Source organism: Ruegeria sp. HKCCD9138, assembly GCF_057220975.1.
Genome location: NZ_JBWVAZ010000013.1, coordinates 62,817 through 77,567 on the forward strand (window position 1 = coordinate 62,817; position 14,751 = coordinate 77,567).

Genomic DNA, 14,751 nt, shown 5'->3' on the forward strand with positions numbered 1-14,751 from the left:
AATTAGCAGTTATTGTGAATTTTCTTCAGGTGAAGTGATGGCCGACGGCCCTTTTCTCGATCTTCGGCACCTCAAAATGATACAGGCCATAGCGAAACACGGACGTGTAACGGATGCTGCCGAGGCACTGGGCGTGACTTCCTCAGCCTTGTCCCATCGCATCAGAGAAGCAGAGCGGCGGCTGGATCTGGTCCTGTTCACACGGATGCACAAGCGATTGCGCATGACACCGGCCGCCGAATACCTGGCAGATATGGCCGAGCGCGTTCTGAGTGAAATGGACCGTGCAGAACGCGATGTTCGGCGGATGGACCGCGGCGTCGAGCACGTGGTGCGTATCGGCGTTGAGGCCTACAGTTCCTATCACTGGCTGCCTGGTTTCAACTCGTACCTGCGCGCCCATTTGCCCGGCGTCGAGTTACAGGTGATGGCAAACGTCGCGCGCGACCCCATCCAGGCGCTAACAAATCGGCATGTTGATTTAATTGTCACCTCAGGCAACGCGCAGCCAATCGGGACGTATCAATTGCCCCTGTTCACAGATGAGTTGTTGTTCATCGTGCCACCGGATCATCCCCTGGCCGGAAAGTCATTTGTTGATGGTTCCGATATCGAAGGCGAAGAGTTCATCACCTATGCCTTGACGCCGGAACCTGATCGAGAATTCGCGCGGTTGTTCCGCCCTTCGGAAAGTTATCCGCGCTGGGCTGCAACAGTTGAACTTCCCGAAGCCATTGTTGAGCTTGTTGCCGCTGGTCAGGGCACCAGCGTGTTGGCCGGTTGGGCCGTACGCCCTGCGATCTTGGCGGGGCGCATTGTCGGAACGCGCGTCGGTGAAGATGGTATCGAGGTTTCGTGGCAGGCCCTTATTCGGTCAGAAGACAAGGACGCCGGACCAATATTGGAGGTTGGTCAGGCGCTTGCCGATTGGTCGGTCCGGAACGGCGGGTTTGGTTAGGCCCGCAACTTGCTGTTGTCGGAATCGTAGGCGTGGTGGTTATGACGTATGGCCGCACGCATGTCCCCGAAAGCCTGGATGTGGCAGGTCTGTCCAATCGCCAGCGCGCCATTTTCGACATAACCAAGAGCCAATAGATGACCTGTCCGATACCCCATCGAAACAGAAGTGAGATACCCGATGACCTTGCCCTCATTGGTGATCGGGTCCGAAGGCAGCGGTTCCGGCCCCGGGTCCGTGATCTCCAACCCGATGAATTGCCATTCGGGATCGGATTGAGCCTGCTGCACCACGGCTTCTCGGCCAATAAACGACCCTTTCGCCAAGTTGGCAAATTTCGCCAACCCGGCATCGAACAGAGTGTATTCTGTGCCGAAATCCGCACCCCAGCCGTGATACCCTTTTTCGATCCGCATGGCGTTCAACGCATAGGAACCGAAGTTGCAAATGCCATGTTCCGCCCCGGCCTTCCAGATTGCGGTGTAGAGTGCCACCAGATCGTGCGATGCAACGTGCAATTCCCACCCTAACTCGCCAACATAACTGACGCGCATTGCCGTGACGGATACCCCGGCAACGTCGATCTCGGCCACACTCATCCAAGGCGCATTCAGATCGGCGGATGTCAGGGACTGCAGCAGATCACGTGAGCGCGGCCCCATCACCAACAATGCGCCGTCATGGTCATGGCCTTTTCTCAAAGTCACATTTGCCGGGCCGATACTGTCGGAAATCCAGTCAAAATCCCGGTCCACGGCCAAGGTCGGACCGCAGAGCAGAAACCGATCCCCGGCCAATCGCGCAATCGTCGCTTCGGACCATATGCGGCCTTGTGGTGTCAGCATGTAGGACAGGCGGACCCGACCTATGGGCGGTAGCGTGCCACAAACCAACCGGTTCAGAACATCGAAGGCATCCGGCCCTTCCAGAACGAACTTCGTGAACCCGCCATGATCCATGATCCCAACGGCATCACGAACGGTTTCGCATTCTAGCCGAACGGCATCCTGCCAGGGTTCCTGCCCAAAGCTGAGTTCCCCGGTGTTCGTCATGCCATCGCGTTGGAACCAGAACGCACGCTCCCACCCGCCGATCTGCCCCATCACCGCGCCTTGTTCCTGCAAGCGCTCGTAAAGCGGGGTTTGGTTCACCGGCCGCCCGGACGACATGATCCGGTGCGGATAAGGAATTGCATATTGCAGGTCATAGTGTTCAGAAGCACGGGCTGCCGCATACTCGTGGGTGGCCCAGTTGCCGAAACGGCGCGGATCCCACGCCGACAGGTCCCACTCGGTCTCTCCCGCCGTCAGCCATTCGGCCATGGCCTTGCCGATCGCGGCCGAATGCGTGATGCCAATCTGAACCCCCGTCGCATGGTAAAAATTGCGTACCCCTCCGGCAGGCCCAACCAGCGGCAGCGCGTCGGGTGCGTAGGGGATCGGACCATTCACAAAGCGTTGCGCACCCGCCTCAGCCAGCAGTGGCACGTGTGATGCGGCGGCCTCGAACACCTCCATCATTCCGTCAACATCATCGGCAAACAGCTGGTGGTCAAAATCCGCAGGCACACCGTCCTGCCAAACCGGGCGGCCTTTATGTGCGTATGAACCCAGCAACAGGGCGTTGCGTTCGCGGCGCAAATAGAACCGAATATCCGGGTCGCGGATGAGGGGGAAAAGAGCTGCATCTTCCTCAAGTTGCGGCAATGCCGTCGTCACCATGTACTGATGTTCAAGAGTCACGACGGGTAGGTGCAGTCCCGCCATTTCAGCAATCATCGCGCCGCTGGACCCAGCCGCATTGATCACCGTCCCGGCCACCAACACCCCATCGGGCGTATCAACGTCCCATTCGCCATTTGGTCGCTGGCTCAGGCCGGTCACACGGGTGAAACGACGCACCTCGGCACCAAGCGCGCGCGCGTGTTTGGCAAGCGCCTGCGTCAGCTGGCTGGGATCGATGTCACCTTCATATGGGTCCAGAATGCCTCCGAGAACGGTGTTGTCTGCCCGCCAGTAGGGATGCATCCGTTCGATCTCGGTCGGTGAGAGCATCGACAACTCAAACCCGGCTGAGCGGGATACGCCGCAGAGATGTTGGAAAAGCTGCATGCGCTCAGGCGTATGCGCTGGCCAGATGGCCGATGTATGCCGATAGGTAATCGGCGCCTCGGGGTCTTTCGCAAGTTCCTTGTAGAGCGACCAGGCATAATTTCCAGCGCGCATCCCAAGCCACGAATTCGCATAAGTCGGGATATTACCCGCGGCGTGCCAGGTCGACCCCGCTGTCAGTTCGTTCTTTTCGATCAGAACCGTATCAGTGATGCCTGCCTTGGCCAGGTGATACAGGATGGCCGCGCCGACGGCCCCGCCGCCAATGACAACGACCTGAGCGTGTGTGCGCATCTAGTGTTGCTCCAACAATTTCCCAAAGCCTGAAACTGGATCGGTGATCCCTATGGCTCGCAGCGTTTGCCAGTAAACAGCCGCGTTGCAAGCCACGATTGGCTTGCCATGGGCTTGTTCAAGCTCGGCAATCAGCGCCACGACGGGAAGTGCCGTTCCGACCTGCAGAATGACATCGCAATCGGATGCGGCCACCTGAGCGAAGACCTCGCGAATATCGCTTAAAGGTGTCTCGCAGATTTCAGGCAATGTCGGCGCCTCGGTGCCTTTTATCGCGACCACTTCGAACCCTGCGGCTTCGGTGTTGGTTTTGACCACTGCGTCCACTTCGGCGTTAAACGGCGTCACGATACCAACCCGTTGCGCGCCCAGCACCCGTAGCGCCTCGTAATCCGCGCCGGACGCTGCCAACACCGGGACACCAACTTGTTCCGATATTTCGTCACAGCGAGCCTTCAGCTTGCCCGGACCACCCGGCCCCGCATCCGTGGTCAGGCCCACGGCAATTGCCACAGGTCGACAATCCATCAGTTTGGCGGCCTCGTCGGGCAAATCATCCGAGACTTTGTCTCCGCCCAGACGAAACCGCTGCATCTGATTTGTCACGCCTTCAGGGCGCAGCAGTTCGAGTTCCGGCTGGACAACGGTATTCATTGCCGGTGTCATGACGCCGATCACGGCGCGGGGGGCAAGTGTATCGGCCACTTTCAGTCTCCCTTCAAAAACGTGTTCAATCCGGTCATGCCGCCAATGTAGATGGCATCCCCAACAATCCGCTCCATCTCGGACGCGACTTCCGCAGTGCAATCAAAATGGCTCTCCCATATTCCCAAAGTCTGGCGGGTTTGGGTGATCGGGATGAACCGGTGGGTCGAAATGTATCCGGTCACCGGAAGCGGGCTTTCAAGGATGTCGTAGGTGTAGAAATGATCGTGATCGGAATGCGCCAGCAAAGTTTCGCGAAAGATTGTTCCATCCGGAATATGAAGCTCCCGGATTGTTCCGGTGGATGTCGGCGCCCCGTTTTCCAACTCAGCCCTATCCACGCCCGGGTTCCACGCTGCCACACCGTCAAAGGCGCGCACAGCGGCCCAAACCCTGTCGATCTCTGCCTCAATGATCATGCTGCGAAATACGTGCATCTGAGTTCCTTTCATTGCTCAAGGCGGATGGGGAAGCGGGCGCGAATGCGGGCTTCGGCCTCGGCGCTTAAATGAGTGGGAGGCGGGCCTTTCAGAATCTCAGCGACCCGCAGCTGCGCCCGATCCCAGATGGAATGCTTGCCCGCATCAATCCAGTCATCGACGCTTTGCCGGTCGGCAAGAGAGGGATAGTAATAGTCGGATTTCATCCGATTGAGGGTCTCGGCCTCACCCAGATAATGCCCGTCCTGCGTGACCACGCGTTCAACCGCTGCCAAATCCAGCGTGGAATCTGACACTTCTATGCCCTTGATCGACCGCAGGATCGCGCCGCACATGTCATCGTCGATAACCATCGCTTCGGGGCTGGCCACCATGATTGACCCCAACATGCCAACCGAAAGGTTGATCATATCCGCGCCCGCATGACCTGCCAGCGCGACAGTGTATCCTTTCTCGTAACCAGCCTGCGCGTCCACGAGTTTGGAATCCGTCATTCCGGCCGAGACGGTTGATGGCAAACCGACATGCGCCAGAACCTGAGCCGCGGCCGCATTTGCAATCGCGGCCTCACCTCCACCGCCACTCATTGCGCCGGTGCGCAGATCGGAAATGAACGGCATCAAGGCATAGATGCAGGACGCGCTTTTCTGGATTCCATCGACCACCACCAGTCCGGCAAGACATTCAGCCAATCCCTGCGCAAGAGCCCCTGCCAAGGTGACAGGGCTTGTTGCGCCAGCCTGCCCGGCAGAGCATATCTGTGGGATCATGCCGGCATTCACGGCCTTTTCAAGCATATGAATACCTTCGGCGGCATATGTCAGCGGGGGCACCACATGCACTATGACTGCCATGCAGAACGGCCGATCACGAAAGGCTCCGGTGCGACCGAGCGCCATGTCGAACATGTCAACGATCGGGTCGATGTGATCCGCGTCGCAAAAGCTGATACCGATGGGTTTGGAGGTCGCCTTCATACAGGCGAACGCCGAATTGACGTCCAGTTCAAACGGATCGGAAAGGTTACGGGCGACGACCGGACGTAATCCGTAGTGGATGTTCTGCGACGCCTCCAGAACGCGCATCAGGTCATAAAGATCGCCTACGTGACTATCGCGATAAGTGTTGGTTTCGGCGTCCAAAACCTGAACCGCTGCACCGCCAGTGCCGATGTGAACCGTCCCACCACCAATCCGCAAATCGCGTTCAGGAACAAAGCCGGGCAATGCAATCTGTTTTGGCGCGCGCGCAAGTGCCGACAGGATCATGTCTTTCGGAAAACACAGTCGGCCATCGCCGCGCCGTCTTGCGCCTGCCGCCAGCGCACGATTGGCGGCCATTTCCGGTAGATTGGCCATGCCAATGGTTGCGAGAATGTCAAACGCATGGGTCACGATCTTTGCGAGTTCCGCTTCTGACAGAGGGCGCAGATTTCCGCCCGCATAGAATTCCGGCGCGCGTCCTCGATCAGAGCCGCCTGCCTCGTTCTGCCGCTTTCTCGTGCGTCGCGCCATTCTCACTCCCCGATGGGGTCATTAGAATAGAAAATGATTGGTCTGAAAATTCAATAAAACGGCGTAGATGGTGAAAAAATCTCACATCAATGCATCGCGGATTCCTAACTGCCCATCGAAGGAATACCCTGCTGCACCTGCCTGGCGCCCGCCGTGAGTGTTTCAGTGTTTGATTGCCCTGGACCGCGTTGCGGCACGGTCGCGCCAAATGAACGTCCGAGGATTGTTGAACAGCGAATTCGCACGCGACTAGGTTTTCAACAATTCATTGGTGAAGTTCTGCAAGCCCGGAATGTCTTGTGACGCCGAGAGAGCAACCAACCGGATTGGCCAACTCAGGACTGACGTCAAAGGAGTGGCCGAAACCTTGGGGTTACTGGTTATGGCCAGGATTTCTTTGTCGACGATGGCGCGACCAGCCCCTTGCGCAACCATGCTGACAAGTGCGGTTTGAGTTTGTGACTCTGCCCGAACTTGGAACGATATGCCTTCCCGGTCGAACATGAATTCGACTGCACGACGGAATGGGCTAGACGGCGTCAGCATTATCTGTGGAACCGCTGCCAGTTCGGCCGCAGAAATGGTTTTTGCTCCGGCCATTGGGTCATTCAGCGGCAGAATGGCAACCGGTTGTATGTCCGCCAATCGGGTAGAAGCGAGGTTCGGGTCACCAGGGTCGGAAGAAATGACAGCGCAGTCAACGCGCCCCTCCCTCAGCGCTGCAAGGCCGTTCTTTTCATTCAGAACGTCGACATCCACTCGCAAGGCAGAATGGGCTGCCATGAGCTTTCCTGCCGCCACAGCAACCCGGGTATCCGCGACCGCCGGCACGGTTGCCACCCGCAGATGACCACCGGTTCCCGAGGCAATCTGCAAGGCAGTTTCGCGTATGCGTTCCAGTCCCTGATAGTGTCTTTGGACAGCTTGCTGAAGACTATGAGCGGCAGCCGTGGGTTCGAATTTTCGCCCGGACCGGTCAAACAGCGCCACACCCATTTCGGTCTCTAGCTCAGCTACGACCCGGCTGATTGCGGGCTGTGAGATGTGCAAGGCATCCGCTGCTTTGCGTGTTGATCGATGGCGGTAGGCCATTCGGAACAGTTCGATCTGGCGGGCGGTGATGCGCATGGCAGTTGATAACATTTGAGTATCAAAAAATTCAACAAGATGATTTTTTGCCCAGCAACCGCAGTGTTAGTTTTCAGGGCATAAACCGCGATAAGGAAAAACCGTGCCCGTCGAACTCATTGTGCTGTTGCTTGCCATTACCGTCGGCGCCGGGATTCAAGTGGGGGTCGGGGTTGGCTTCAGTATTGTGGTCGCACCTGTGATGATGGTGCTGCTGGGAACGGGCACTGCAGTGCCGGTGTTGCTGATGCTGAACACGCTTGTATCTGTCGTGGCCACAGACCGAAAAGTCTGGATTCGTGACAAACCCCTGATCCGAAAGGCCGTATTTGGATGCCTGGCAGGGATCGTATTGGGACTGCTGATTTACCCTTACCTCTCGGAACGCACGGTTCTGTCACTGACCGCAGTGCTGCTCCTGATCGGAGTCGCCACTTCGATGATACCGCAGGGCAACACCGTTGGCCCATTGGGCTTCAAGGCGATCTCGGGTCTCTCGGGGCTGGCCACCGTGTGGGCGGCCACTCCCGGCCCGTTGATGGTACTGGGCCTGCTTGCGGTAGGCAGGACACCTCAGGAAGCCCGGAAACTGGTTCAGCCGGTGGCTTTGGTTGCTTATGGCGCCGCATTCACGCTGCATTGCCTGTCGGACTGGCCGGCTTTTGCCAACGCCCCGTGGCTTTGGCAGTTTGCGCTCGCCACGATCTTCGGCTGCCTGCTTGGGCGCCTGGCCGGCCCGCACCTACCGCAGAAAGCGATCTCGAACGCGATCCGCGTGATCTCAATTCTTGCCTGCGTAGCCCTGTTCCGGCGCGCCTATCTGGCTGGATGACGAAAGATGGTCAATCGAATGAACATTGACAAAGGGCTCGCAGAATTTCCCCGCGCGAAGCTGATGACCGGCACGACTCCGGTCGAACGTTTGGATCGCCTGTCGGACAGCCTTGGAATCGAACTGTGGATCAAGCGAGACGATCTGACCGGCCTGAGCTTTGGCGGCAACAAGACCCGCCAGCTCGAGTTCTACCTTGGCGAGGCCGAACAGCAAGGGGCGGACACCGTTCTGATCACCGGCGCGGTGCAATCCAACTTTGTCCGGTCCGCGGCGGCGGCGGCTGCCCAATTGGGCATGGGTTCAATTCTGCAACTGGAAGAACGCGTGCCGGGTATGGGAGAGCAATACTACCAGTCAGGCAATGTATTATTGGCCCGGATTCTAGGAGCCGAGCACATGAGCTATCCCTTGGGTGAGGATGAGTCCGGCGCCGATGACGCACTGCACAGACGAGCGGAGCAGCTACTAGCCGAAGGCCGAAGGCCCTACATCATCCACCTTGGTATCGATCATCCACCGCTTGGAGCGCTGGGTTACGTTCTTGGCGCGGCAGAGCTGCTGGAGCAGGTCAGTGAGTTCGACGCGGCAGTGGTGCCGTCGGGCAGCGGCGCGACCCATGGCGGATTTCTGACAGGCCTGCGGCTGGCCGGGCATACCGCACCGGTATACGGTATCTGCGTGCGACGAAATCAACACCAGCAGCATGCGCGCTTGCAAAAGGTACTTGGACATCTTTCAGACATGATGAAATTCGCCCCGGGCCTGGTTTTGGACAGTATCGACGTCTGGGATGGTGCACTTGCGCCCGGCTACGGGCGGATCGGCGAACGTACCCGTGAGGCACTGATATTGATGGCTCGCACCGAGGGCATCTTTCTGGACCCGGTTTACACGGCCAAGACCTTTGCTGGGCTTTTGGAACTGCTTGAGGCAGGCGTCATCGAGAAAGGCCAGAAAGTCATAATGCTGCACACCGGTGGCCTCCCGGCGCTATTTGGGTATCAGGAAGAGCTTCAATCGATCTGATTTACACCGGTGCCGTGGCTATACCGGACGACAGGCACCGCAAGACCCGAGGGCAACTTTGAAAGCATTGAGGTTGGTCGACCCCGGCAGCACGAATGCGTCAAACGAACTTCGCCGACTTGGAACCGGTCAATCAATTGCCGCGCAGGCTGTTTGTGCCCAGGCCAACGCGGGATCGGACAGGTAATGGCCGATCCGCTCCAATAAAGCGGCGTGGTACGTGTTCAACCAATTGCGTTCAGCGACAGTCAATTCGTCTACCAGGATCCTGCGTGTCTGAATCGGAATCCACGTCAGGTTTTCAAACTCAAGGAAGCCATCCTCGGCCTCGGAAATCTCGAACAGGTTTTCGATACGGATCCCAAACGAACCGGCCTGGTAAAAACCGGGTTCGATGGACAGAACCATACCCGGCACAAGGTCGATGGGATTGTAGGGTTTGCCGATACGTTGCGGGTGCTCGTGTACGGAAAGCCGATGACCGATGCCGTGTCCGGTTCCGTGATCATAGTCCAACCCGAGATCCCACAAGGGGCGGCGACAAATTGCATCGATGTGGTGCCCTTGCGTGCCGGGAGGAAAGCGCAGCGTTGCGATTGCGTGAAAAGCCTTGAAAACAGCCGTATAGGCCCGGTCGTACCCATCCGGAGTTTCCGCCCCAAATGCAAAGCTGCGGGTCGCATCGGTCGTACCGGTCTCGTATTGGCCGCCCGAATCCAAAAGATAAGTGCTGTCGCCGAGAATCGGTGCGCTGCCATTCTGTTGAGTTGCGTAATGGCACATAGCGGCATTTGCACCGGCTGCCGAAATCGTGCGGAAACTCTCATAGATGAAACCGGGTCGCGCGCGCCGGAATGACAAGATTTTCTCTTCCGCCTCATATTCGCTCACGTACTCGTTCCGAGTGGCGCGTGCTGGTACTTCGGTCGCAAGCCAGGCGCAAAACTCGGTCCAGGCCACACCGTCCTGAATATGGCAGGCGCGCATCCCTTCCAGCTCAACATGGTTCTTTCGTGCCTTTGCCAAGGTGACCGGGCTGCCGGCGGGCAGTTCCCGCGCGCCCACGCGTTTCAACGCAAACCGCACAGCAGCCGGGGAGAATTCCGGATCGAAAACAACACCTTGCCCAGACAAAACGCGGTTCTCAATAGTCGACAAAAATGAGTCTAGGGGTCGGATTTCCATGTCGGCTGGTAAATGATCCCTAAGACCCACGTCTATTTTTTGATCCGACACAAACCACGAGGCAGGGCCCGCTTTCTCGACCAGTAGAAATGAGTGCGGGATTGGATTGAAAGCCACGTCCGATCCACGAATATTGAGCAGCCAAGCGATGTTATCTGGTTGTGTCTCGACGACAAATTCGGCGCCGCGCGCGCGCATGTCGGCCTTAAGGTCGGAAATTTTGTCCACGCTGCTCTTGCCGGCAAACTGCAACGGAAACGGCTCGATTTTGCCTTGGGGTGGCGACGGCTGATCTGGCCAAATCGCGTCAACTGGGTTATCGCCGACAGCGACAAGCTGGGCATTGTGCTTTGCCAACGCATTTGAAAACCGGTCGTACCAGACCGGTGGCAAATGCATCGCATCAAACCCGATCTTCCAATTGCTTTGCGCGACCGTTGCCAGCCAGAGTTCCGGCGGTTCGTCGAAGAGATGATGATGCGAGAAGACCGGCGCCGAACATTGGCTCGCCGCCTGTACCACGTAACGCCCATCAACAAACAGCGCCACGGTCTCGCGCGTGACAATCGCCATACCGGCAGATCCGGTGAAACCCGTTACGTATTTCAGGCGCTCGTCATGCGGGGCAACATACTCTGCCTGATGTGCGTCGTAGCGCGGCAGAATGAACGCATCCAGATCGCGTCTCGCCAGCTCTTTTCGCAGGGCAGAAACAGCTGGGCGGCATTCGGTTTCCGGGGCGTCAAGCATCGGTATTGATCTCTTCAACATGATGGCAGGCAACTTCACCCCGGCCTTCGAACGGCATCAGAGCAGGCATGTTTGCCTTGCAGATTGCGCTGGCATGGGGACAACGAACGTGGAACGGGCAGCCGGACGGCATGTTCAGGGGCGATGGCAATTCGCCTTCCAGTCGGGTGGCTTGACCACGCTCGTCCGGGTTCAGGGAGGGTGCGGCAGACAGAAGCGCCTGACTATAGGGGTGCGCCGGAGCCGAGAACAGCGTTTCACTGTCGCCTATTTCAACGATCCGGCCCAGATAGATCACCGCGACGCGGTTCGAGACATGGCGCACCAGCCGCAGATCGTGGGCCACGAACAACACGGTCAGGCCCAGTTCGCGCTGCAGGTCGAGCAGCAGGTTCACCACCTGAGCCTGAACTGAGACGTCCAGAGCCGAAACCAGCTCGTCCGCAATCAACACAACCGGTTCGACAGCCAGAGCCCGCGCAATCGCAATGCGCTGGCGCTGGCCGCCAGAAAACTCGTGGGGCAACTTGTCCTGAGCGTCCTGAGGCAGACGGACAAGTTCAAGCAATTCGGCGACCCGCGCCGGAATCTCGGCTTCGGGTCGCATGTCGTGGACACTCAGAGCCTCGGTCAGGATCTGGCCAGTTGTCATGCGGGGGTTGAGAGATGAATAAGGGTCCTGAAACATCATCTGGACGCGCCGGTTATAGTTGCAGTCCCCGCGGGTTGCGTCATCAAATACATCGTGACCTTCGAACCGGATCGTTCCTTCGCTGGGGGCGTGCAGGCGCACGATGCAGCGCGCAAGGGTCGACTTCCCGCAACCGGATTCCCCGACGACACCCAGCGTTTCACCGTGGATCAAATCCAGATCGATACCATTGAGCGCCCGAACCTCGCGACCAGACCGGCCCGAGAGGATATCTCCCAGCCCGCGCCCCAGAGGAAACCGCAAATGAAGGTCGCGGATTTGCATTACGGCGGTCATGCGGCGTTTCCTTCGGCATTTTTCACGGGGTTGAAACAGGCCACTTGTCTGTCATCTGCAATCAGGGTCAGGGGCGGCCGGTCTTGCAAACAAAGTTCAACGCAAGCTGCGCAGCGGGGGGCAAACGCACACCCCAGAGGCAAGTTATTCAAGCTTGGAGGTACGCCCGGCACGGAATATAGCGGCGTCCGGGGTGGCAGGTTTTCCGGAACCGATCGCATCAGGCCGACCGTGTAGGGGTGACGTGGGTCGCGCAGCACATCGCGGACTGGCCCCTGCTCTACGATCCGGCCAGCATACATGACGGCAACCTTGTCGCAGGTTTGCGCGACCACGCCCAGATCATGGGTTACCAGAACCACGCCCATGTCCAAATCCTGTGCAAGCCGCAGGATCAAATCCAGAATCTGCGCCTGAATGGTGACGTCCAGCGCTGTCGTGGGCTCATCCGCCAGCAACAGTTTCGGGTTCGCAGCAAGCGCGATAGCGATCATTACCCGCTGGCGCATACCGCCCGAGAACTGATGCGGGTAGTCCTTCAGCCGTTCTGCTGCCGAGGGGATGCCAACCAGATCCAGCATCTCGACTGCCCGAGCCCGGCGCGCGGCCCGGGACAGATCTGTGTGGGCGCGCAGTGTTTCCTCAAGCTGAAGGCCGACCGTCAGCAACGGGTTCAGCGACGTCATCGGCTCTTGAAAGATCATTGCTATCTCGCTGCCCTGAACCTGTCGCATTGCCCGATCTGAAAGCTGCACCAGATCGCGCCCCTGCCACTTCACCTGCCCGCTGACATCGCCATATCGGCGCGCCAGACCAATGATCGAACGCAATGTCACGCTCTTGCCGGATCCACTTTCACCGACCAGTCCCAGCACCTCGCCGCGTGCAACGCTGAAACTGACATCCCGCAGGGCCGGCAGTGGGCGCCCGTTACGGTGAAACGTGGTGTTCAACCCGTCAACTTCGAGGATCGGTGTCTTGTCTGCCATCCCTTATCCTCTCGGTCTCAGCAGGTCGGCCAGCCCGTCGCCGAGCAGCGAAAAGCCAAGCCCCGTCAGAACGATGGCGATACCGGGCATCAGGCTCAGCCACCAAGCTGTCGAGATAAAGTTGCGCCCCTCGGCAATCAGGACACCCCATTCTGCCTGAGGTGGCTGCGCACCCAAACCGAGATAACCCAGCGACGACCCCAGCAGGATCACCAGCGCCATATCGGTCATCCAATAAACGATGACGGGTGTGATCGCATTGGGCAGCAGATGTCGAAAAATGATACGCCGGTCGGAATACCCCATCACAACACCGGCCGCGGCATAGTCATTGCCCATCTGCGCAATGACTTCGGCCCGCATCAGACGGGCGTAATAGACCCAGTAGACCACCGAAATGGCAATATACATGTTGATCAGACCGGGCCCCAGAACCGCAACAACCGCGATGACCAGAACCAGAAAGGGGAACGTGATCACTGCATCGACGATACGGCCAAAGATCAGGTCGGCGATCCCTCGGTAATAACCGACCAGAGCCCCCACCACGACACCGGTCACAAGCGCGAAGACCGTACCGAAAATCGCCATTTGCATGTTGACCTGATAGGCCCAAATCACACGCGACAGGCTGTCCCGACCCAGTAGGTCGGTGCCGAACGGATGCGCCCAGGATGGCGGCTGTCGCACAGCCAGATAGTCTATTGCGTTTGGATCGTAGGGCGCGAAGGCGCCGGGAAAGATCGCCAGCAGAACCGAAAATCCGATGATCAGCAATCCGGCCAGAAACCCCGGCTTGCGCAGGGCCGCCTGAAGGAAGGTCGGCCGACGGGTTTCGGCGTTGAAGGGAACATCACTCATTGCAGACGCATCCTCGGGTCAAGGCGGCTCTGGAACAGGTCCGTCATCAGGAAGACCACCGAGACCAGCACTGCAAAGGTCAGAGTCAGCCCCTGTATCAGCGGATAGTCACGGGCAAAAATGGCTTCCAGCATCAGCCGCCCCATCCCCGGCACCGCGAACACGGTTTCCGTGACCAGCGTTCCGCTCATCAGGTTGCCAATGGATAGCCCCAACAAGGTCACGGTTGAGATCAGCGCATTGCGCAGCACGTGCCGCCCCAGGATCAGCCGCGGAGGCAGGCCCTTGGCGCGGGCGAACTGAACATATTCGGCATCCAGAACTTCGATGATTGCGCTGCGCAGGTTCCGCATGATGATGGCCGATGTGTACAGCGCGACGGTGACCGACGGCAGAAACAGGTGATACAGCCGCTCGCCGAACGTATCGCCATAACCACCGACCGGAAACAGCCGCAGCTGCGCGGCCAGAAAGGTCAGCAGAACCAGCCCGATGTAGAACACCGGCATCGACAGGCCGATCTGAAACACCGTGCGGATCACCGTATCCGGCCAACGGCCGCGATTGAGCGCCGCAACAAAGGCCAGTGGCCCCGCGATCAGCAGCGACAGGACAACTGAGTATATTGTCAGAAATACGGTGATGGGCAGGCGATCGGCAATCACATTCATTACATCGGTTCGCATCAGGATCGACCGGCCCAGATCCCCCTGAACCGTGCTGCTGAGAAACAGCCAGAATTGCACCAGAACGGGCTGGGTCAGGCCCAGCCGTTCGCGGATCGCCTGAATGTCGGCGTCCGAGGCCCGGTCGCCCGCCATCGCAATGGCCGGGTCGCCCGGCAACAGACGCACCAAAAGAAAGATGATGACCATAACCAGAAAAAAGGTCGGGATCATCAGCAGGAGGCGTTTGAATATGTAGGTCAGGCTGGACATTGTTGACGCTTTGCAAATGGCCCCGCCGG

At 58.6% G+C, this 14,751-nt stretch carries 13 protein-coding genes; 3 read left to right on the forward strand and 10 right to left on the reverse strand.

The window, feature by feature from the left end:
• Positions 1 to 37: 37 nt before the first annotated feature.
• Complete coding sequence (locus AC2TEL_RS18910) at positions 38 to 958, forward strand: LysR family transcriptional regulator (RefSeq protein WP_480844231.1); 921 nt, start codon at positions 38 to 40, stop codon at positions 956 to 958.
• Here AC2TEL_RS18910 and AC2TEL_RS18915 read toward each other — a convergent pair.
• From AC2TEL_RS18915 to AC2TEL_RS18935, 5 genes are all read right to left on the reverse strand, one after another.
• Positions 955 to 3,363, reverse strand: a complete 2,409-nt coding sequence (locus AC2TEL_RS18915) for a GcvT family protein (protein WP_480906129.1) — start codon at positions 3,361 to 3,363, stop codon at positions 955 to 957. The genes AC2TEL_RS18910 and AC2TEL_RS18915 overlap by 4 nt on opposite strands.
• A complete protein-coding gene (locus AC2TEL_RS18920) occupies positions 3,364 to 4,068 on the reverse strand; it encodes a maleate cis-trans isomerase family protein (protein ID WP_480906131.1) in 705 nt (234 codons plus the stop codon). It lies immediately after the preceding gene.
• Positions 4,069 to 4,070: 2 nt separating this feature from the next.
• Positions 4,071 to 4,505 carry an SRPBCC family protein gene (locus tag AC2TEL_RS18925; RefSeq protein ID WP_480906133.1) on the reverse strand — a complete coding sequence of 145 codons (435 nt, stop codon included), beginning with the start codon at positions 4,503 to 4,505 and terminating at the stop codon, positions 4,071 to 4,073.
• A gap of 11 nt (positions 4,506 to 4,516) precedes the next feature.
• The gene (locus AC2TEL_RS18930; protein WP_480906136.1) at positions 4,517 to 6,022 is read right to left on the reverse strand and encodes a trimethylamine methyltransferase family protein; all 1,506 of its coding nucleotides are present in this window, start codon (positions 6,020 to 6,022) and stop codon (positions 4,517 to 4,519) included.
• 249 nt (positions 6,023 to 6,271) lie between these two features.
• A complete protein-coding gene (locus AC2TEL_RS18935) occupies positions 6,272 to 7,150 on the reverse strand; it encodes a LysR family transcriptional regulator (RefSeq protein WP_480844236.1) in 879 nt (292 codons plus the stop codon).
• A gap of 103 nt (positions 7,151 to 7,253) precedes the next feature.
• Between AC2TEL_RS18935 and AC2TEL_RS18940 the strand changes: the two genes are divergently transcribed.
• Complete coding sequence (locus AC2TEL_RS18940) at positions 7,254 to 7,982, forward strand: TSUP family transporter (protein WP_480906139.1); 729 nt, start codon at positions 7,254 to 7,256, stop codon at positions 7,980 to 7,982.
• An 18-nt stretch (positions 7,983 to 8,000) separates the two neighbouring features.
• Positions 8,001 to 9,011 (forward strand): D-cysteine desulfhydrase family protein, encoded by a 1,011-nt coding sequence (locus AC2TEL_RS18945; RefSeq protein WP_480906142.1) that lies wholly within the window; start codon positions 8,001 to 8,003, stop codon positions 9,009 to 9,011.
• A 129-nt stretch (positions 9,012 to 9,140) separates the two neighbouring features.
• Here the strand turns inward: AC2TEL_RS18945 and AC2TEL_RS18950 are convergent, their stop codons facing one another.
• The 5 genes from AC2TEL_RS18950 to AC2TEL_RS18970 are packed head-to-tail and all read right to left on the reverse strand — an operon-like array spanning position 9,141 to position 14,722.
• Complete coding sequence (locus AC2TEL_RS18950) at positions 9,141 to 10,946, reverse strand: aminopeptidase P family protein (RefSeq protein ID WP_480906145.1); 1,806 nt, start codon at positions 10,944 to 10,946, stop codon at positions 9,141 to 9,143.
• Positions 10,939 to 11,934, reverse strand: coding sequence for an ABC transporter ATP-binding protein (locus AC2TEL_RS18955; protein ID WP_480906148.1), 996 nt, complete (start codon positions 11,932 to 11,934; stop codon positions 10,939 to 10,941). The genes AC2TEL_RS18950 and AC2TEL_RS18955 overlap by 8 nt, the downstream gene beginning before the upstream one ends.
• Positions 11,931 to 12,923 carry an ABC transporter ATP-binding protein gene (locus AC2TEL_RS18960; RefSeq protein WP_480906151.1) on the reverse strand — a complete coding sequence of 331 codons (993 nt, stop codon included), beginning with the start codon at positions 12,921 to 12,923 and terminating at the stop codon, positions 11,931 to 11,933. Before AC2TEL_RS18960 ends, AC2TEL_RS18955 begins: the two co-directional genes overlap by 4 nt.
• Positions 12,924 to 12,926: 3 nt before the next feature.
• A complete protein-coding gene (locus AC2TEL_RS18965) occupies positions 12,927 to 13,784 on the reverse strand; it encodes an ABC transporter permease (RefSeq protein ID WP_480906154.1) in 858 nt (285 codons plus the stop codon).
• Positions 13,781 to 14,722: an ABC transporter permease gene (locus tag AC2TEL_RS18970; protein WP_480906157.1), complete on the reverse strand. Its 942-nt coding sequence runs from the start codon at positions 14,720 to 14,722 to the stop codon at positions 13,781 to 13,783. Before AC2TEL_RS18970 ends, AC2TEL_RS18965 begins: the two co-directional genes overlap by 4 nt.
• Between the last annotated feature and the right edge of the window lie 29 nt (positions 14,723 to 14,751).

Excerpts from the sequence above, each read along its gene's own strand:
- AC2TEL_RS18910 (WP_480844231.1), top strand. The coding sequence starts at position 38 with ATGGCCGACGGCCCTTTTCTCGATCTTCGGCACCTCAAAATGATACAG.
- AC2TEL_RS18945 (WP_480906142.1), top strand. The coding sequence starts at position 8,001 with ATGAACATTGACAAAGGGCTCGCAGAATTTCCCCGCGCGAAGCTGATG.
- AC2TEL_RS18950 (WP_480906145.1), bottom strand. The coding sequence starts at position 10,946 with ATGCTTGACGCCCCGGAAACCGAATGCCGCCCAGCTGTTTCTGCCCTG.
- AC2TEL_RS18925 (WP_480906133.1), bottom strand. The coding sequence starts at position 4,505 with ATGCACGTATTTCGCAGCATGATCATTGAGGCAGAGATCGACAGGGTT.
- AC2TEL_RS18930 (WP_480906136.1), bottom strand. The coding sequence starts at position 6,022 with ATGGCGCGACGCACGAGAAAGCGGCAGAACGAGGCAGGCGGCTCTGAT.
- AC2TEL_RS18965 (WP_480906154.1), bottom strand. The coding sequence starts at position 13,784 with ATGAGTGATGTTCCCTTCAACGCCGAAACCCGTCGGCCGACCTTCCTT.
- AC2TEL_RS18915 (WP_480906129.1), bottom strand. The coding sequence starts at position 3,363 with ATGCGCACACACGCTCAGGTCGTTGTCATTGGCGGCGGGGCCGTCGGC.
- AC2TEL_RS18970 (WP_480906157.1), bottom strand. The coding sequence starts at position 14,722 with ATGTCCAGCCTGACCTACATATTCAAACGCCTCCTGCTGATGATCCCG.
- AC2TEL_RS18955 (WP_480906148.1), bottom strand. The coding sequence starts at position 11,934 with ATGACCGCCGTAATGCAAATCCGCGACCTTCATTTGCGGTTTCCTCTG.
- AC2TEL_RS18935 (WP_480844236.1), bottom strand. The coding sequence starts at position 7,150 with ATGCGCATCACCGCCCGCCAGATCGAACTGTTCCGAATGGCCTACCGC.
- AC2TEL_RS18960 (WP_480906151.1), bottom strand. The coding sequence starts at position 12,923 with ATGGCAGACAAGACACCGATCCTCGAAGTTGACGGGTTGAACACCACG.